The 17,938-nt window shown below is 73.9% G+C and carries 15 protein-coding genes; 11 read left to right on the top strand and 4 right to left on the bottom strand.

The window, feature by feature from the left end; all coding sequences use genetic code 11:
* The first annotated feature begins 66 nt into the window (after positions 1-66).
* The 4 genes from OG710_RS24575 (at position 67) to OG710_RS24560 (ending at position 4,099) form a co-directional block, all read left to right on the top strand.
* Positions 67-759, top strand: coding sequence for a peptidyl-tRNA hydrolase (locus OG710_RS24575; RefSeq protein WP_330241244.1), 693 nt, complete (start codon positions 67-69; stop codon positions 757-759).
* 190 nt (positions 760-949) lie between these two features.
* Positions 950-2,275: a DUF692 domain-containing protein gene (locus OG710_RS24570; RefSeq protein WP_330242333.1), complete on the top strand. Its 1,326-nt coding sequence runs from the start codon at positions 950-952 to the stop codon at positions 2,273-2,275.
* Positions 2,276-2,280: 5 nt separating this feature from the next.
* The gene (locus OG710_RS24565) at positions 2,281-3,279 is read left to right on the top strand and encodes a TIGR04222 domain-containing membrane protein (protein ID WP_443064293.1); all 999 of its coding nucleotides are present in this window, start codon (positions 2,281-2,283) and stop codon (positions 3,277-3,279) included.
* 64 nt (positions 3,280-3,343) lie between these two features.
* The gene (locus OG710_RS24560; RefSeq protein ID WP_330241242.1) at positions 3,344-4,099 is read left to right on the top strand and encodes a TIGR04222 domain-containing membrane protein; all 756 of its coding nucleotides are present in this window, start codon (positions 3,344-3,346) and stop codon (positions 4,097-4,099) included.
* Positions 4,100-4,243: 144 nt separating this feature from the next.
* Here OG710_RS24560 and hemQ read toward each other — a convergent pair whose 3' ends face one another.
* Together hemQ and hemG are read right to left on the bottom strand one after the other, a co-directional pair.
* Positions 4,244-4,978 carry a hydrogen peroxide-dependent heme synthase gene (hemQ, locus tag OG710_RS24555; RefSeq protein WP_239226464.1) on the bottom strand — a complete coding sequence of 245 codons (735 nt, stop codon included), beginning with the start codon at positions 4,976-4,978 and terminating at the stop codon, positions 4,244-4,246.
* Positions 4,979-4,982: 4 nt separating this feature from the next.
* Complete coding sequence (gene hemG / locus OG710_RS24550; protein ID WP_330241241.1) at positions 4,983-6,491, bottom strand: protoporphyrinogen oxidase; 1,509 nt, start codon at positions 6,489-6,491, stop codon at positions 4,983-4,985.
* A 126-nt stretch (positions 6,492-6,617) separates the two neighbouring features.
* Between hemG and OG710_RS24545 the strand changes: the two genes are divergently transcribed.
* The gene (locus OG710_RS24545; protein ID WP_330241240.1) at positions 6,618-7,583 is read left to right on the top strand and encodes a DUF4349 domain-containing protein; all 966 of its coding nucleotides are present in this window, start codon (positions 6,618-6,620) and stop codon (positions 7,581-7,583) included.
* 64 nt (positions 7,584-7,647) lie between these two features.
* The gene (locus OG710_RS24540; protein WP_330241239.1) at positions 7,648-9,030 is read left to right on the top strand and encodes an FAD-dependent oxidoreductase; all 1,383 of its coding nucleotides are present in this window, start codon (positions 7,648-7,650) and stop codon (positions 9,028-9,030) included.
* 39 nt (positions 9,031-9,069) lie between these two features.
* On the opposite strand, the gene hemE is transcribed toward OG710_RS24540, so the two are convergent.
* Positions 9,070-10,143 carry a uroporphyrinogen decarboxylase gene (gene hemE / locus OG710_RS24535; RefSeq protein ID WP_330241238.1) on the bottom strand — a complete coding sequence of 358 codons (1,074 nt, stop codon included), beginning with the start codon at positions 10,141-10,143 and terminating at the stop codon, positions 9,070-9,072.
* A gap of 92 nt (positions 10,144-10,235) precedes the next feature.
* On the opposite strand from hemE, the gene OG710_RS24530 reads away from it, so the two are divergent.
* The 5 genes from OG710_RS24530 (at position 10,236) to OG710_RS24510 (ending at position 16,897) form a co-directional block, all read left to right on the top strand.
* A complete protein-coding gene (locus tag OG710_RS24530) occupies positions 10,236-10,895 on the top strand; it encodes a DUF3000 domain-containing protein (RefSeq protein ID WP_330241237.1) in 660 nt (219 codons plus the stop codon).
* A gap of 280 nt (positions 10,896-11,175) precedes the next feature.
* Positions 11,176-11,838, top strand: coding sequence for a helix-turn-helix transcriptional regulator (locus tag OG710_RS24525; RefSeq protein WP_239226458.1), 663 nt, complete (start codon positions 11,176-11,178; stop codon positions 11,836-11,838).
* Positions 11,839-11,994: 156 nt separating this feature from the next.
* Positions 11,995-13,269 carry an HRDC domain-containing protein gene (locus OG710_RS24520; RefSeq protein WP_330241236.1) on the top strand — a complete coding sequence of 425 codons (1,275 nt, stop codon included), beginning with the start codon at positions 11,995-11,997 and terminating at the stop codon, positions 13,267-13,269.
* A gap of 275 nt (positions 13,270-13,544) precedes the next feature.
* Positions 13,545-14,771 carry a thiolase family protein gene (locus OG710_RS24515; RefSeq protein ID WP_111338818.1) on the top strand — a complete coding sequence of 409 codons (1,227 nt, stop codon included), beginning with the start codon at positions 13,545-13,547 and terminating at the stop codon, positions 14,769-14,771.
* Entirely contained in the window at positions 14,768-16,897 is a 2,130-nt protein-coding gene (locus OG710_RS24510) for a 3-hydroxyacyl-CoA dehydrogenase NAD-binding domain-containing protein (RefSeq protein ID WP_330241235.1), read from the top strand. The genes OG710_RS24515 and OG710_RS24510 overlap by 4 nt, the downstream gene beginning before the upstream one ends.
* Positions 16,898-17,003: 106 nt before the next feature.
* Here OG710_RS24510 and galU read toward each other — a convergent pair whose 3' ends face one another.
* Positions 17,004-17,918 (bottom strand): UTP--glucose-1-phosphate uridylyltransferase GalU, encoded by a 915-nt coding sequence (galU, locus tag OG710_RS24505; RefSeq protein WP_330241234.1) that lies wholly within the window; start codon positions 17,916-17,918, stop codon positions 17,004-17,006.
* Positions 17,919-17,938: the final 20 nt, after the last annotated feature.

The raw sequence follows: 17,938 nt of genomic DNA, 5'->3' as shown, positions 1-17,938 counted from the left end.
GCATCCTCGCCCGGAGGCACCCATTCCGCCAACAACGCCGTCCGAGGCGGCTGGCAGACTGGTCGGGTGAGCAGCGACGACACGACAGACCGGGACGAGGCACCGCAGTACGTGCTACCGCTGGTGGTGCGGATCGAGAAGACCGCGCCGCCGGCCCGCACCGACGCCCTGCGCACGGCGGCCCGCGCGGTCCTGGTGATGCTCTCCGACGAGCGTTCGGTGGGCGAGGGCGAGTGGGCGGAGGCGATACGGGACTGGCAGGACGCCCGTATCCGCAAGGTGGTCCGCCGGGCGCGCGGCGCGGAGTGGCGCAAGGCGTCCGCCCTGCCGGGGATCGCGGTGACGGGCGAGGCGGCCGAGGTGCGGGTGTTCCCGCCGGTGCCCCTGGACGGCTGGCCGAAGGAGCTGGCCAAGCTCCAGGTCTCCGGGACCGACCTGGACGATCATGAGCCCCCGGCCGCGCCCGACCCCGTCGGCCCCGTGCTGTGGCTCAACCCGGACCTCGGCATGTCGGCCGGCAAGGAGATGGCGCAGGTGGGCCACGGCGCACAGCTCGCCTGGTGGGAGCTGTCGGAGACCGAGCGCAAGACGTGGCGCGAGGCGGGATTCCCGCTCTCGGTGGCCACGGCGGAGCCGGAGCGGTGGCGGGAGCTGACGGTGAGCGGGCTGCCGGTCGTCCGGGACGCGGGCTTCACGGAGATCGCACCGGGTTCGTGCACGGTGGTCGCCGACCATCCGGCGCTGCGCGGCCGCCGCTGAGCGGGGCGGAGCGGGACTGCGGGGAGGCTTTCCGGGCGGCCTCGCCGGCGCCCTTCCGGGCGGCTCCACCGGCTGGCCAACCTCAAATGTTGCTCTGAACGTCGGCCGTACCGGGTTCACCGCCGCGCGCCGGGGCCATCACCCTTGCACAAGGCCGGGGGAACACATGGGGGATGGCATGGGGGACGGGTTGAGGCTGGGTGTCGGAATCGGCTGGCGGCCGGAGATCGCCGGTGAGGTGGAGGCGCTGCCGGGGATCGACTGGGTGGAGGCGGTCGCGGAGAACCTCTGCGCCGGGCATCTGCCGGACTCGCTGGTGCGGCTGCGGGAGCGCGGGGTCACGGTGATCCCGCACGGGGTCTCGCTGGGCCTGGGCGGGGCCGACCGCCCCGACCCCGGCCGGCTGGCGGACCTCGCCGACCGGGTCGCCCTGCTGGACGCGCCGCTGGTGACCGAGCACATCGCGTTCGTACGGGCGGGCGGGGCACGCACCGGGTCCCCGGCGCTGGAGGCAGGGCATCTGCTGCCCGTGCCGCGCACCCGCGCCGCGCTGGACGTGCTCTGCGAGAACGTGCGCATCGCGCAGGACGCGCTGCCGGTGCCGCTGGCGCTGGAGAACATCGCGGCGCTGATCTCCTGGCCGGGCGAGGAGCTGACGGAGGGGCAGTTCCTGGCGGAGCTGGTCGAGCGCACCGGGGTGCGGCTGCTGATCGACGTGGCCAACCTGCACACGAACCAGGTGAACCGGGGCGAGGACCCGGCGACCGCGCTGGACGAACTCCCGGTGGAGGCCATCGCGTACGTGCATGTGGCGGGCGGGGTCGAGAAGGACGGCGTCTGGCACGACACGCACGCCCACCCGGTGACGGCCCCGGTGCTCGACGTCCTGGCGGAGCTGCGGTCGCGGGTGGACCCGCCGGGCGTGCTGCTGGAGCGTGATGACGCGTTCCCGCCGGCGGACGAGCTGGCGCACGAACTGGACGCGATCCGGGCGACGCTGGACAAGGGCGGGCCGGCACGGCCGGACGCGGTGACCGACTCCCCGGCCGGCGCGCCCGTCCCCGTAGCCGTCCCCGTACCCTCGCCCGCTCCCGTCCCCGTTCCCGAGGCGGTGCGCGACGGCGTCGCGCTCGCGCAGACGGCCCTGCTGTCCGCCCTGGTCGCCGGGACGCCCGCGCCCGCCGGGTTCGATCCGAAGAGGCTGCGGGTGCAGAGCCGGGCGCTGGCCGCCAAGCGGGCCGATGTCGTGGCGAAGGTGGCGCCGGAGCTGCCGGAGATCCTGGGGCGCGGCTACCGGGAGGCGTTCCTCGCGTACGCCGGGGGGCGGCCCATGACGGGCGGGTACCGGCGCGACGCGCTGGACTTCGCGGAACACCTGCTGCTCGCGGACCGGCCGCGGGACGACACCGCGCGTCGCCGGCTGACGTACTGGTGGCGGGACCGGGCCGCGCCCCGGCCGCCGGGGCGGGCCGTCCGGCTGGCCCGTGCCGCCCGCTCCGTGCTGGCGGGGCGGTGACCGGGATGGACATGTTCCTGATGCTGCTGTCGATGGCGGCGATCGTCTCCTCCGCCCTGCTGATCAACGGCCTGGCCCGGTCCCGCCGGGGCTCGGGCGGTCCGGTCCACGACCTGTACGAGGCGGCGTTCCTGAACGGCGGGCCCGGCCGGGTCGTGGACACGGCGCTCACCGCCCTGCGGGCGGACGGCCGGCTGGACATCGGCGGGCCCGGCATCGTCGCCGTGGTCCGGGCCACCGCGCACGATCCGGTGGAGCGGGCCGTCCTCCACGAAGTGGCGGGCGCGCCGAGCGGGGCGCTGGCCCCGTTGCGGGCCGCCGTGATGCGACACCCGGCCGTGCAGGAGACGGGCGACGGGCTGGCCGCACGCGGGCTCCTCGCCCCGCCCGGCGCCGACGCGAAGTGGCAGGTCCTGGGCACCGTGCAGGCGCTGGTGTGCTTCCTGGCCGTCCCGGTGGCCTTCGGGGTCGTCATGGCCGACGAGGAGGGACCGGGCTGGGGGCTCCCGTTCGCCGTGCTGGTGTTCCCGGCGATGCTCGGCGGGATCGTGTGCGGGCTGGTGTGCGCGGCGGTGGCCCGGTCCCGGATCACCCGCGCCGGGCGCCGGGCGGCGGCGGAGTTCGCGGCCGCCCACGCCCACCGGACGGACCCCGCGTTCCTGGTGGCGGTCCGCGGGCCGCAGGCCGTCACGGACCCGGCGCTGCGGACGCACCTGATCACGGCGGCCCGCACCCGGCCCATCGGGTCCGCGCACGGGCCGCACGGTTCCTCGGACTCCTCGGCGCTGCTGCTCGCGCCGGCGGTGTGGTGCGCGGGGGCGGGCCCCGGCGGCGGCTGCGGCAGCTCGTCGGGGAGCGACGGCACGGGCGGCGGCGGGTCGGGCTGCGGGAGCGGTTCCGGCGGCGGGTCGAGCTGCGGTGGAGGCTCCGGCTGTGGGGGCGGGTCCAGTTGCGGCGGGGGCTCCAGTTGTGGCGGCGGGTCGAGCTGTGGGAGCAGTTCCTGAGATGGCCCGTCCATCTGTTGGACACGCTATGGCGCCGCGGTCGGGGCTCGCATAGAAATCGGACATGGTGCCGATTCTGTTGCTGCTGGTCGCCTGGGGTACGGCGGGACTGTCCTGTGTCCGGCTCTGTCTGGCCGGCGCGCGGCGGGAGGGCGACGGGCTCCGGGAGAGCGGCCGGCAGCTCACGCTCTACGAGGCGGCGTTCCTGTCGGGCGGTCCGCGCCGGGTCGCCGATCTGGCGCTCGTCTCCATGCATCTGCGGCGACGGCTGCTGCTCGCACACACCGGTTGGGCGACGGTCGTCGATCCGGAGGGCCGGGACGAGGTGGAGCGTACGGTGATCCGGGCCATAGGGCCGGAGGGCCAGTCACTGATAGGGCCGGTGCGGGCGTCGGCCGCGGCGGCGGACGCGGTGCGGGCCGTGGCTGACCGGCTCGTCGCCGCCGGTCTGGCCGTTCCGCGCGGGGCCGACATGGCCTCGGCGGTGCGGGCGGTGCGCGGGGCGGCGCTGCTGGTGGCCGCGCTGGGCGGGCTGGCCGTGCTGGTCTCCGGCGGCCCGGACACGGCGACGCTGCTGTGGTTCGCGCCGCCGCTGGCGATGGCCCTGGGGTGCCTGGCGATAGCCCGGCTGGAGGCGCACCCGTACGGTTCCTGGGCCTCCCCGGCCGGTCAGCGGCTGCTGGAGGCGTGCGCGGTGCCGGGGGACGGCGCGACGGGCGACACGCTGGTGACGGTCGCCGTGTGCGGGGTGGAGGCGGTGGACGACCCGGCGCTGCGGGCGGCTCTGGCGAGCCGGCGCGTACGCCGTGCCGCGGTATGACGAACGGTGCGGCGCGCGCAGGACGTGCGCGCGCCGCACCGCTGAGCCGAACCCGGTGTCGCTGGACCGGCGGGAAGGCGCGGGGTGCCGCGCCGGGGACCCGCCGTCTGATCTTCCGGGTTGGGGTGGTCGGGAGCCCGCTCGCTACGCGAGCCCGGCCACCAGGTCCGCGACCGACTTGCGCCGGCCGGTGAAGAAGGGGACCTCCTCGCGGACGTGCAGCCGCGCCTCGGCGCCCCGCAGGTGACGCATCAGGTCGACGATGCGGTGCAGTTCGTCCGCCTCGAAGGCCAGCAGCCACTCGTAGTCGCCGAGGGCGAACGAGGCGACGGTGTTGGCGCGCACGTCCGGGTAGCCGCGCGCCATCTTGCCGTGGTCGGCGAGCATGCGGCGGCGGTCCTCGTCGGCCAGCAGGTACCACTCGTACGAGCGCACGAAGGGGTACACGCTGACGTAGTCGCGCGGCGTCTCGTCGGCGAGGAACGCCGGGATGTGCGACTTGTTGAACTCGGCGGGGCGGTGCAGGGCCATGTTCGACCAGACCGGCTCCAGGTGGCGGCCGAGCCGGGTGCGGCGGAAGAGGTTGTACGCCTCCTGCAGCGCGTCCGCGGTCTCCGCGTGCCACCAGATCAGCAGGTCGGCGTCGGCGCGCAGGCCCGAGACGTCGTACGTGCCGCGAATGGTGATGTCCTTGGCCGCGAGCTGGTCGAACAGCTCCTGGACCTCGCCGGCGACGGCGGCGCGGTCGGTGTCGGCGGGCAGGACGTCGCGCAGCTTGAAGACGGACCACAGCGTGTAGCGGATGACCTCGTTGAGGTCCTTGGCCTTCTTGCCGGCGTTCGGAACCTTGCTTGATGTCTCAGTCTCGGGAGCACTCATACGGCTATTGTCCCGCCTCGCTCCGAGTGCCCTGAACCAGGGTCGGCGTGGCGATGATCTCCCCGCCGAGATCCCCGCCGAGATCCCCGGCGAGGTCCCCGCCGAGGTCCCCGGCGATCTCGTCCGCCGCGCGGTGGGCGCTCGCCACGCAGGCCGGGATGCCGACCCCGTCGTACACGGCCCCGCACACCCGCAGCGCGGGCAGCTTCGCGACCGCGTCGCGGATACGGGCGACCCGGCCGAGGTGGCCCACCGGGTACTGCGGCAGTCCGCCGGTCCACCGGGTGACCACGGTGTCGACGGGCCGGGCGGTGAGCCCGGTGGCGGCGGCGAGGTCGCGCAGGGCCAGGGCGGCCAGTTCGCCGTCCTCGCGGTTCAGGTGCTCCTCCTCGCCGTACCGGCCGACGGAGGTCCGCAGGACGAACAGGTCGGGGGCCGCGTCGGCGACCCACCGCCACTTGTGGGTGGAGAAGGTGGCGGCCTTGATGGTGTGTCCGTCGACCGGCGGCACCAGGAAGCCGGAGCGCCCGGCGAAGGCCGCCCCGGTCACGTCGGAGCGCCGGAACGCCATGGTGATCAGGGCCATCGACGCGTACTCGACGCCCGCGAGTTCGGCCGACGCGTCCGGGGACTCGGCGGCGAGCAGGGTGGCGGCGGCCCGGGCCGGCACGGCGATGACGACGCCGTCGGCGGCGAGGACCCGCGTGTCGGTGCGGACGTCCCAGCCGGTGGCGGTACGGGTGAGGCCCAGCACGGGGGTCTCGGTGAGGATCTCGCCGCCCCCGGCGCGTACGGCGTCGGCGACGGCGCCCGGCAGGGTGCCGACACCGCCCTCGATGCCCTGGAAGACGGGCCCGGTCAGCTGCCGCGCGGCGGCCTGCTCCTGGAGCCGGGTGACCCCGTCGAGCAGCGGGCCGCCCTGCCGGGCCGCCTCGAAGAGCTGCGGTACGGCGGCGCGCATCGAGATCCGGTAGGCGTCGCCCGCGTACACCCCGCCGAGCAGCGGCTCCACCAGCCGGTCCACCACCTCGCGGCCCAGCCGGTCCGCGACGTACGCGCCCACGGCGACGTCGTCGCCGATGACCGATGCGGGCAGTTCGCGGTCCTCGGCGATACGGGCCAGGCCCTCGGGCGACAGGACGTCGCCCAGGACGGACGGGTCGCCCGGCACGCCCATCACATGACCGGTGGGCATGGGGCGCAGCTCGTCGCGGGTCCACAGCGCCGCGGTGGCGGTGGCGGGCGGCTGGAGGCGGTCCCCGAGGCCCGCGGCGCGGGCCAGGGCGACCGCCTCGGGGCGGCGGGCGAGCATCGACTCGGCGCCCAGGTCGACCCGGACGCCCGCGACGTCGCCGGTCATGAGCTTGCCGCCGAGCCGGTCGGTCGCCTCCAGGACGGTGACCCCCAGCCCTGCGCCGACGAGCCGGTGGGCGGCGGCGAGCCCGGCGATCCCGCCGCCGATGACGACGACATGGCGGGGGGCCGGGCCCGCGGAGTGCGTGGATGACTGCATGGTCCCACTCTCTCAAACCGGTTCCGAGTCCCGACCGTGACCGGTTCGAAACCGGTGCACCGGGTCCTGCGGCGCCCTTCGCACGTCCCATCCCCGACATCGATCACCCGTCCAGGGGGGACAGTTATGCAGGGAGCACCCTTCGCCCGCACCGGTCCGGGCGCGCGCCGCCGAGCCGTCCGCGCGTCGCGTACCGTTCCGGCCGTCGCGCTGCTGGCGGCCGTGCTCGCGCTGAGCGGCTGCGGCGCGTCCGGTGACGACGCGGCCGGCGGCGCCGACCGGGGCTACTCGGCGGCACAGCAGGAGAAGGCGGACTCCGGGGCCGCGAAGGGCGGCGGGGCCGGGGCCCCGGCGGCGGCCGAGGCGCAGCGGAAGGAGCCGGGGAAGACCCCGAAGCCGGCCGCCGTCCACGTCATCCGCACCGCCTCCCTCTCCGTGGAGGTGAAGGACGCCGCGAAGGCGGCCGCGCGGGCCCGTACGGCGGCGCAGGACGCGGGCGGGCTCGTCGAGAAGGAGACCACCGAGCGGATCGACGGCACGCGGGACTCCTCGCATCTCGTGCTGCGCGTCCCGCAGGACGCGTACGACGAGGTGCTGCGGGAGCTGTCCGGTACGGGGAAGCTGGTCTCCCGTACCTCGGCGGCGAAGGACGTCACCGACCAGGTCGTGGACATCGACAGCCGGATCGCCACCCAGCGGGCCAGTGTGGCGCGGGTGCGCGAGCTGATGGACCGGGCCGACAAGCTGGCCGACGTGGTCACCCTGGAAGGGGAACTGAGCAGCCGTCAGGCGGCCCTGGAGTCGCTGCTCGCCCAGCAGGCGTCCCTCAAGGACCGTACGACGCTGGCGACCATCACGCTGGACCTGGTGGAGCCGGAGCCGGGGGCCGCGACCGCCGCCGACGACGACCCCGGCTTCTCCGACGCCGTCGCCGGGGGCTGGCACGCCTTCGTGACGGTGCTGCGCTGGCTGGCGATGGCCATGGGCGCGGCGGCGCCGTTCCTGGCTGCGGCGGCCGTCCTGGCGGTGCTGTGGCGGCTGCTGCTGCGCCGCCGGGCCGAGCGGCGGCGCGGACCGGCCGGGGAGGGCTGAGTACGCCCGCCGGGGCGGGGTGCGCCGTAGCGTGGGGCGCATCGACGGCTTCGGAGGGACTGGCATGGCGGCGGAACGACTGGTGGTCATCGGCGGGGACGCGGCGGGGATGTCCGCGGCGTCCCGGGCCCGGCGGCTCAGGGGGCCGGACGAGCTGAGCATCACCGCCTTCGAGCGGGGCCACTTCACCTCGTACTCCGCCTGCGGCATCCCGTACTGGGTCAGCGGCGACGTGGCGGACCGGGAGGAGCTGATCGCCCGTACGCCCGAGGAGCACCGGGCCCGTGACATCGATCTGCGCACCCGCACCGAGGTCACCGAGATCGATGTGGCGGGCCGGCGGGTGCGCGCCCTGGACCGGGAGTCCGGCGAGGCGTACTGGACCGGCTACGACAAGCTGGTGATCGCCACCGGGGCCCGGCCGGTGCGTCCGGCGCTGCCCGGCATGGACGCGCCGGGGGTGCACGGGGTGCAGACCCTGGACGACGGGCAGGCGCTGCTGGACACCCTGGACCGGACGGAAGGCCGGCGGGCGGTCGTCGTCGGGGCGGGCTACATCGGGGTCGAGATGGCCGAGGCGATGCTGAAGCGCGGCTTCGAGGTCACGGTCCTCAACCGGGGCGAGCAGCCGATGGCGACGCTCGACCCGGACATGGGACGCCTGGTCCACGAGGCCATGGACGGGCTCGGGATCACCACGGTGAACGGCGCCGAGGTGACCGGGGTCAGGACCGGTCCGGACGGCCGGGTCGCCGCGGTGGTCACGGACGCCGCGGACTATCCGGCGGACGTGGTGGTGCTCGGCATCGGGGTGCGGCCGGAGACGGAGCTCGCGCGGGCGGCCGGGCTGCCGCTGGGGCCGCACGGCGGGCTGCTCACCGATCTGTCGATGCGGGTCACCGGCCACGAGGACATCTGGGCGGGCGGCGACTGCGTGGAGGTGCTGGACCTGGTGGCGGGCCACACCCGGCACATCGCGCTCGGCACCCACGCCAACAAGCACGGCCAGGTCATCGGCTCCAACGTGGGCGGCGGCTACGGCACGTTCCCCGGTGTGGTGGGTACGGCGGTGAGCAAGGTGTGCGACCTGGAGATCGCCCGGACCGGGCTGCGCGAGAAGGACGCGCGGGCGGTGGGGCTCCGGTATGTGACGGCGACGATCGAGTCCACGAGCCGGGCGGGCTACTACCCGAACGCGCGGCCGATGACGGTGAAGATGCTCGCGGAGTACCGGACGGGCCGGCTGCTCGGGGTGCAGATCGTGGGCCGCGAGGGCGCGGCCAAGCGGGTGGACGTGGCGGCGGTGGCGCTCACGGCCGGGATGACGGTGGAGCGGATGACCGCCCTGGACCTGGGCTACGCGCCGCCGTTCTCGCCGGTCTGGGACCCCGTCCTGGTGGCCGCCCGCAGGACCGTCTCGGTGCTGCGGAAGGCGGGCTCCGCCTGAGCGGGGCCCGCCTCCGGGTGGTGCGGGACGTGCGGTGGTTCAGCGGGCGGTGCGGGTGTGGACGTACTCGACGAGGCGGGACAGCGCGTCGGGGTCCATGGTCGGCATCACGCCGTGGCCCAGGTTGAAGATGTGCCCCTCCAGGCCGGCCGCCGCGTCCAGCACCTCCTGCGCCTTGGCCTCCACCGCGGGGGTCGGCGCGAACAGCACCGCCGGGTCGAGGTTGCCCTGGAGCGCCTTGCCGGGGCCGACGCGGCGCGCCGCCTCGTCCAGCGGGACGCGCCAGTCCACGCCGACGACGTCCGCGCCGGCCTCGCCCATCAGGCCGAGGAGTTCGCCGGTGCCGACGCCGAAGTGGATGCGGGGCACCCCGTACGGGGCGACGGTGTCGAACACCTTCGCGGAGGCGGGCAGCACCGAGCGCCGGTAGTCGGCGGGGGCGAGGGCGCCGACCCAGGAGTCGAAGAGCTGGACGGCGGAGGCGCCGGCCTCGATCTGGACGGTGAGGAAGGCGCCGGTGATCTCGGCGAGGCGGTCGAGCAGGTCGGCCCACAGCTGCGGGTCGCCGTACATCATGGCCTTGGTGTGCTCGTGGTTGCGGGACGGGCCGCCCTCCACGAGGTAGCTCGCGAGTGTGAACGGCGCGCCCGCGAAGCCGATGAGCGGGGTGGCCCCCAGCTCGGCCGTGAGCAGCCCGATGGCCTCGGTGACGTACGGGACGTCCTCGGGCGTGAGGTCGCGCAGCCGGGCCAGGTCGGCGCGGGTGCGGAACGGCTCGGCGACGACGGGGCCGACGCCGGGCTTGATGTCGAGGTCGATGCCGATGGCCTTGAGGGGCACGACGATGTCGCTGAAGTAGATCGCGGCGTCCACCCCGTGGCGGCGGACGGGCTGCATCGTGATCTCGGCGACCAGCTCCGGCATCATGCAGGAGTCGAGCATCGGGATGCCCTCGCGCACCTTGAGGTACTCGGGCAGCGAGCGTCCCGCCTGACGCATGAACCAGACCGGCGTGTGCGGCACCGGCTCGCGGCGGCAGGCCTTGAGGAACGCGGAGTCGTAGGTGGCGGAAGTCTGGGTCAGCGGCCCGGAGGGGCGGTCGTTGGCACTCACGGTAGGAATCTTCGCACGTGCGCACAACGAGCCCGCCCCCGCACGGGTGTCCTTGCGCACGCCGAGCGCGCATTCCGCCTACTCTTCCCCGCATGGCTGCGGCTCAGGGACACATCTCCGGTCAATCCGATGGCGCTGACGGCACGGACGGCGCGGAGGGTGCCGCCGTTCCGTCCGCGTTCCGTTCGGCGGTGGACGCGCTGCGCGCGGCGCGGCTGCGTCCCGAGCTGGAGGTGGAGCCGACCCGCCCGCCGAAGCGGCTCGCGCCGCACGCGTACGCGCTGGAGGCCGCGGTCGTCGACGGCGAGGACGACCTCGCGGACGGCCGGCTGGTCCTGCTCCACGACCCGGCCGGGCACGAGGCCTGGCAGGGGACCTTCCGGCTGGTGACGCTGGTGCGCGCCGAGCTGGAGCCGGAGATGGCCGCCGATCCGCTGCTGCCGGAGGTGTGCTGGTCCTGGCTGACCGGGGCGCTGGAGGCGCGCGGCCTGTTCTACGGCGAGGCCGGCGGCACGGTGACCATGGCGGGCTCGCACTACTTCGGCGCGCTGGAGACCCGGCGGCCGGCGACGCAGATCGAGATCCGGGCGTCCTGGACGCCGCGCGAGGGGCGCGGCGGGGTGCCGGACGCGGCGGCGCATCTGGTCGCCTGGGGCGATCTGCTGTGCCAGATCGCGGGGCTGCCGCCGTCCGGTCCGCTGGACGCGGCGGTGGTGACGCTGCCCCAGCGGCGCGGCCCCCAGGGCCCGTGACCCAGGGCCCGTACCCCAGGTCCCGTAACTCCTCGGTTTCCGAGCCTTGCGCCGCGGGTGCCACGGCATCCGCGGCCCCGGCGCGCTCACTTTCGGCCACCGGCTAGACATTCGCACAATCGATCGCTCATCCGATTTGCCCGAATTGTTACGCATGAATTCGTGATCTTCCCCTAAAGGAGCAGGCGGGTACTGCCGAAGGAGTCAATGACCCTTCAAGCACGGTTCGCCCCGGCTTCATCCCCGAGCCGGCCCGTCCCGCCACTCCCCAGGAGGCCTGGTGTCCGTTCTCCTCGAGCAGCCCGCAAGCCTGGTCGCCTACCGCCCGAACAAGCCGACGGCCATGGTCGTCGTGGCCGACCCGCGCGTCCGTTCCACCGTGACCCGCCATCTGTGGGCCCTCGGAGTTCGTGACGTCATCGAGGCGTCGTCCATCGCGGAGGCCCGTCCCCGCGTCGGCAACCCGCGCGACATCTGCGTAGCCGACGTCCATCTGCCCGACGGTTCCGGGCTGACCCTGCTGTCCGAAACCCGAGCCGCCGGCTGGCCCAACGGTCTGGCCCTGTCCGCAGCCGACGACATCGGCGCCGTGCGCAACGCCCTCGCGGGCGGCGTCAAGGGCTACGTCGTCACCGGCACCCGTACCAACATCGGCCACCCGGCCCGTCCCGGCGTCGTCCCCATCGGCGCCACCGCCGCCCGAATGCACCGCCGGCCCCCCGGCTCCCCGAGCCATCCGGGCGGCTACCGCGAGCTCTCCGGCCGCGAGGTGGAGGTGCTCCGGCTCGTCGCCGAGGGCCAGTCCAACAAGGCCATCGGCGTCTCGATGGGCCTGTCCGCCCTGACCGTCAAGAGCCACCTCGCCCGCATCGCCCGCAAGCTCGGCACCGGAGACCGCGCCGGAATGGTCGCCGTGGCCCTGCGGACGGGCATCATCCACTGAATCCACGCTCCACCGACCCCTCACGCTTCACCGCACCCCGCTTCACCGCATCCCACCGGTGCGCCGTTCGCGCGACCGGCTGGATTACGCGCATCGGCGCCTGCCGACGGAACGTTCCGTCGGCGGGCGCCGCGCACGCACAGATACCCTTGACACGTGACCGACGCCCAAGAGACCGCAGCAGACACATCACTGCGAACCACCGGGGGCGCTCCCCCGGACGACGTCGCCCCGGCGCCGATCCCCTTGCTCGAACCACGCGAGGGCATTCCACCGGTGGTGGCGTCCGACGACGACCTGGCCGGAGTGATCGCCGCCTTCGCCGCGGGCTCGGGCCCGGTGGCCGTGGACGCCGAACGGGCCTCCGGCTACCGCTACGGCCAGCGCGCCTACCTCGTACAGCTGCGCCGCGACGGCGCGGGCAGCGCGCTCGTGGACCCGGTGGGCTGCCCCGACCTGTCCGGCCTCGGCGAGGTCCTGCGCGGCACCGAGTGGATTCTGCACGCGGCGACGCAAGACCTGCCGTGCCTGCGCGAGATAGGGATGACGCCGACCGGGCTCTTCGACACCGAGCTGGCCGGACGGCTGGCCGGGTTCCCGCGGGTCGGCCTCGGCGCCATGGTCGAGAACGTCCTCGGCTACTCCCTGGAGAAGGGCCACTCCGCCGTCGACTGGTCCACCCGCCCGCTGCCCGAGCCCTGGCTGCGCTACGCCGCGCTCGACGTCGAGCTCCTCATCGACCTGCGCAACGCCCTGGAGGACGAGCTCGACCGGCAGGGCAAGCTCGGCTGGGCCCGCGAGGAGTTCGACGCCATCGCCTCGGCGCCGCCCGCTCCCCCGCGCCAGGACCCCTGGCGCCGCACCTCCGGGATGCACAAGGTCCGCCGCCGCCGGCAGATGGCGGTGGTCCGGGAGCTGTGGAACACCCGCGACCGGATCGCCCGGCGCCGCGACATCTCGCCCGGCAAGGTGCTCGGGGACGCCGCGATCATCGAGGCCGCGCTCGCGCTGCCGCCCAACGTCCACGCGCTGACCGCCCTGCCCGGCTTCGGCCCGCGCATGGGGCGCCGCCAGCTGGAGCAGTGGCAGGGCGCCGTGGACCGGGCCAAGGCGCTGCCCGACACGGAGCTGCCGCAGCCCGGCCAGGCCGTCGCCGGACCGCCCCCGCCGCGCGCCTGGGCCGACAAGGACCCAGCGGCCGCCGCCCGGCTCGCCGCCGCCCGCGCCGCGGTCTCCGCGCTGGCGGAGCGGCTGCACATGCCGCAGGAGAACCTGATCACGCCGGACACCGTGCGCCGGGTGTGCTGGGAGCCGCCGAAGAACCCGACGCCGGAGACGGTGGAGTCGGCGCTCGCGGGCTACGGCGCCCGCCACTGGCAGATCGAGCAGGTGGCCCCGCTGCTGCTCCGGACGCTCACCGGACCCGCGTAACCGGCCGGAGCGGCGCGACGGAGGGGCGTATTCACGCCAGGTTCCGCGCGGCGCGCGCGGCGCCCGAATGGCCCGGACGGACTCGTTTTCGAGTCCGTCCGGGCCATTCGCCGTGTGCGGGGCGGCCGGGGCCGGGCAGTTTCCGCATGTGACCTTCGCCGCTCCGGCCACAGGGGGTGGGCAGCCCGGTTACTCGCAAGTAGCATGAGCGGAGCGGCGTGCCTTCTGGGCGCGCCCCGCAGCAGTGCCATCCCGCACCCTGGAGGAGAGCCATCGTGCCTCGTACCATCCGGGACGTCGTCTTCGTCGACGGCGTCCGCACCCCGTTCGGCAAGGCGGGCCCGAAGGGCATCTACCACGAGACCCGCGCCGACGATCTCGTCGTGAAGGCCATCCGGGAGCTGCTGCGCCGCAACCCGGACCTGGACCCCAAGAAGATCGACGAGGTCGCCATCGCCGCGACCACGCAGATCGGCGACCAGGGCCTCACGCTCGGCCGTACCGCGGGCATTCTGGCCGGGCTGCCGCAGTCCGTACCGGGCTACTCCATCGACCGCATGTGCGCGGGCGCCCTGACCGCCGTCACCTCGACGGCCGGCTCCATCGCCTTCGGCGCGTACGACGTCGTCGTCGCCGGCGGTGTCGAGCACATGGGCCGCCACCCGATGGGCGAGGGCGTGGACCCGAACCCGCGGTTCGTGTCGGAGAAGCTGGTCGACGAGTCCGCCCTGTTCATGGGCATGACCGCGGAGAACCTGCACGACCGCTACCCCACGATCACCAAGGAGCGCGCCGACGCCTACGCGGTGCGTTCGCAGGAGAAGGCCGCCAAGGCGTACGCCAACGGCAAGATCCAGCAGGACCTGGTGCCGATCTCGGTGCGCCGCACCAGCCCGGAGGGCGGGGAGACGGGCTGGGGCCTGGTCACCGCCGACGAGCCGATGCGTCCGGGCACCACCATGGAGTCCCTGGCCGGCCTGAAGACCCCCTTCCGCGCCCACGGCCGCGTCACGGCCGGTAACGCCGCCGGGCTCAACGACGGCGCCACCGCCTCGCTGCTCGCCGCCGAGGACGTCGCGCGCGAGCTGGGCCTGCCGGTGAAGATGCGCCTGGTCTCCTACGCCTTCGCGGGCGTGGAGCCGGAGGTCATGGGCTACGGGCCGATCCCGGCCACCGAGAAGGCCCTCGCCAAGGCCGGCCTGTCCATCTCGGACATCGGCCTCTTCGAGATCAACGAGGCGTTCGCCGTACAGGTGCTGGCCTTCCTGGAGCACTACGGCATCGCCGACGACGACGCCCGCGTCAACGAGTACGGCGGCGCCATCGCCTACGGCCACCCGCTGGCCTCCTCCGGGGTCCGGCTGATGACCCAGCTGGCCCGCCAGTTCGAGGAGCACCCCGAGGTCCGTTACGGCCTGACGACCATGTGCGTCGGCTTCGGCATGGGCGCGACGGTCGTCTGGGAGAACCCGCACTTCGAGAACGCCGGAGGCGACAAGTGAGCACCACCACCGAGCTTCTGAAGGGCGCGGCCGCGCTGTTCCCGGACGAGGTCGTCACCCGGGCGCACGTACGCCACCTGGACCTGCCGGCCGGTGCGGGGCGCTTCGCCCTCATCACGCTGGACAACGGCCTGGACCACACCAAGCCGACCACCTTCGGACCGCAGTCGCTGGCGAACCTGGACGCCGCCGTCGACCAGGTCGAGAAGGAGGCCGCCGAGGGCGCGATCACCGGCGTCGGCATCACCGGCAAGCCGTTCATCTTCGCGGTCGGCGCCGACCTCAAGGGCGTCGAGCTGCTCAAGGAGCACAAGGACGCGCTGGCCATCGGCAAGGGCGGCCACGACGTCTTCCGCCGGCTCTCCGGCCTCGCGGTGCCCACCTTCGCGTACTACAACGGCGCGGCGATGGGCGGCGGCGTCGAGGTCGGGCTGCACTGCACGTACCGCACCGTCTCCAAGGCGCTGCCCGCGTTCTCGCTGCCCGAGGTCTTCCTCGGCCTGGTGCCCGGCTGGGGCGGCTGCGCGCTGCTGCCGAACCTGATCGGCGCCGACCGCGCGGTCTCGGTGATCATCGAGAACTCGCTGAACCAGAACCGCCAGCTCAAGGGCAAGCAGGTCTTCGAGCTCGGCATCGCCGACGCGATCTTCGAGGGCGCGGACTTCCTGGAGCGCTCGCTCGTGTGGACCGCCGACGTGCTCAACGGCACGGTCACGGTGGAGCGCCCCGACGTGGACCGCGGTGAGGCCTGGGACCAGGCCGTCGCCCGCGGCCGTGCCATCGCCGACTCCAAGGTGCACGGCGCCGCCCCGGCCGCGTACCGCGCGCTGGAGATCATCGCCGCGGCCAAGGACGGCGACCTGTCCGCCGGCTTCGACCGCGAGGACCAGGCCCTGGCGGACCTGATCATGGGCGGCGAGCTGCGCTCCGGCATCTACTCGTTCAACCTGGTCCAGAAGCGCGCCAAGCGCCCGGCCGGTGCCCCGGACAAGAACCTGGCGCGCCCGGTCACCAAGGTCGGCGTGGTGGGCGCGGGCCTGATGGCCAGCCAGCTCGCCCTGCTGTTCCTGCGCCGCCTGGAGGTGCCGGTCGTGCTGACCGACATCGACCAGGAGCGCGTGGACAAGGGTGTGGGCTACGTCCACGCCGAGATCGAGAAGCTGCTCGCCAAGGGCCGCGTCAACCAGGACAAGGCCAACCGCCTCAAGGCCCTGGTCACCGGTGTGCTGGACAAGGCGGAGGGCTTCTCCGACGCCGACTTCATCATCGAGGCCGTCTTCGAGGAGATCGGCGTCAAGCAGCAGGTGTTCGCGGAGGTCGAGGCGGTCGCCCCGGCGCACGCGATCCTCGCCACCAACACCTCCTCCCTCTCGGTCACCGAGATGGCGTCGAAGCTCCAGCACCCGGAGCGGGTCGTCGGCTTCCACTTCTTCAACCCGGTCGCGATCCTCCCGCTGCTGGAGATCGTGCGCGGCGAGAAGACGGACGACGCCTCGCTGGCCACGGCCTTCGGGGTGGCCCGCAAGCTGAAGAAGACCGCGGTGCTGGTGAAGGACGCCCCGGCGTTCGTCGTCAACCGCATCCTCACCCGCTTCATGGGCGAGATCCAGAACGTCATCGACGAGGGCACCCCGGTCGAGGTCGCGGAGAAGGCCATCGAGCCGCTCGGCCTGCCGATGTCCCCGCTGGTGCTCCTGGAGCTGGTCGGCCCGGCGATCGGCCTGCACGTCTCCGAGACCCTGAACCGCGCCTTCCCGGAGCGCTTCACCGTCTCCGAGAACCTGGCGGCCGTCGTCAAGGCGGGCAAGCGCGGCTTCTACGTCTACGAGTCCGGCAAGCCGGAGCTGGACCCGGAGGTCGCCGCCCTCCTCAAGCAGGGCGACACCGTCCTGACCGAGGAGCAGGTCCGCGACCGCGTCCTGGACGCGGTGGCCCAGGAGATCGGCCTGATGCTGGACGAGGGCGTCGTCGCCGAGGCCCAGGACATCGACCTCTGCCTGATCACCGGCGCGGGCTGGCCCTTCCACCTGGGCGGCATCACGCCGTACCTGGACCGCGAGGGCGTGTCGGAGCGGGTGAACGGGAAGAAGTTCCTGGCGCGGGGCGTGGCGAGCGTCCCGGCGTAACGTCTGCCGGCCGGACACGGCGAGGGCCGTACGGGGTTTCCCGTACGGCCCTCGTCCGTTCCGCCCCCGGCGCCGGCTCTGGTCGTCAGCTGCCGGGGGCCGGTTGTCAGAGGATGCCCTCTTCCTTGACGAACTCGCGCAGCCAGGAACGGAATTCCGGGCCGAGGTCCGCGCGCTCGCTGGCCAGCCGGACGACGGTGCGCAGATAGTCGCCCCGGTCCCCGGTGTCGTAGCGGCGGCCGGAGAAGACGACGGCGTGCACGGGGCCGCCGAGCGACGGGTCGAGGGCCAGCCGGCGCAGCGCGTCGGTCAGCTGGATCTCGCCGCCCCGGCCAGGTGGGGTCTTGCGCAGGACCTCGAAGATCTCCGGGGCCAGGACGTAGCGCCCGATCACGGCGAGGTTGCTGGGCGCGGTGCCGGGTTCGGGCTTCTCCACGAGGTCCGTGACGGCCAGGACGTCTCCCGCCTCGTCGTCCAGCGGGGCCACGGCCGCGCATCCGTAGAGGTGGGTGCGGTCGGGCTCGACCTCCATGAGCGCCACGACGCTGCCGCCGCGCTGCTCCTGGACCTCCAGCATCCGAACCAGCAGCGGGTCCCGCTCGTCGATGAGGTCGTCGCCGAGCAGCACCGCGAACGGGGAGTCGCCGACGTGCGGTTCGGCGCACAGGACGGCGTGGCCGAGACCGAGCGGGTTGCCCTGCCGTACGTAGTGGACGTCGGCCAGCTCGCTCGACTCGCGGACGTGGGCCAGCTTGCCGAGGTCGCCCTTCAGCTCCAGCAGGTGTTCCAGCTCGTAGGCCCGGTCGAAGTGGTCCTCCAGGGCCCGCTTGTTGCGGCCGGTCACCATCAGCACGTCGTCGAGCCCGCTCCGTACGGCCTCCGCCACGACGTACTCGATGGCGGGCCGGTCCACGACCGGAAGCATCTCCTTGGGAGTCGCCTTGGTCGCGGGGAGGAATCGGGTGCCGAGACCCGCAGCCGGGATGACGGCCTTGCGGGTCTGGCGGTGGTGCCTGTGCATAAACGTTTACTCCACAGCGA

Origin of the sequence: Streptomyces sp. NBC_00525 (assembly GCF_036346595.1) — a bacterium.
Classification (GTDB): Bacteria; Actinomycetota; Actinomycetes; order Streptomycetales; family Streptomycetaceae; genus Streptomyces.
The sequence above is the reverse complement of the archived record's forward strand: the minus strand, read 5'-3'. Positions and strand labels throughout refer to the sequence as shown.

Coding starts and splice junctions, on each gene's coding strand:
- OG710_RS24565 (WP_443064293.1), top strand. CDS start 2,281: ATGGACATGTTCCTGATGCTGCTGTCGATGGCGGCGATCGTCTCCTCC.
- OG710_RS24560 (WP_330241242.1), top strand. CDS start 3,344: ATGGTGCCGATTCTGTTGCTGCTGGTCGCCTGGGGTACGGCGGGACTG.
- hemQ (WP_239226464.1), bottom strand. CDS start 4,978: ATGAGTGCTCCCGAGACTGAGACATCAAGCAAGGTTCCGAACGCCGGC.
- hemG (WP_330241241.1), bottom strand. CDS start 6,491: ATGCAGTCATCCACGCACTCCGCGGGCCCGGCCCCCCGCCATGTCGTC.
- OG710_RS24545 (WP_330241240.1), top strand. CDS start 6,618: ATGCAGGGAGCACCCTTCGCCCGCACCGGTCCGGGCGCGCGCCGCCGA.
- OG710_RS24540 (WP_330241239.1), top strand. CDS start 7,648: ATGGCGGCGGAACGACTGGTGGTCATCGGCGGGGACGCGGCGGGGATG.
- OG710_RS24530 (WP_330241237.1), top strand. CDS start 10,236: ATGGCTGCGGCTCAGGGACACATCTCCGGTCAATCCGATGGCGCTGAC.
- galU (WP_330241234.1), bottom strand. CDS start 17,918: ATGCACAGGCACCACCGCCAGACCCGCAAGGCCGTCATCCCGGCTGCG.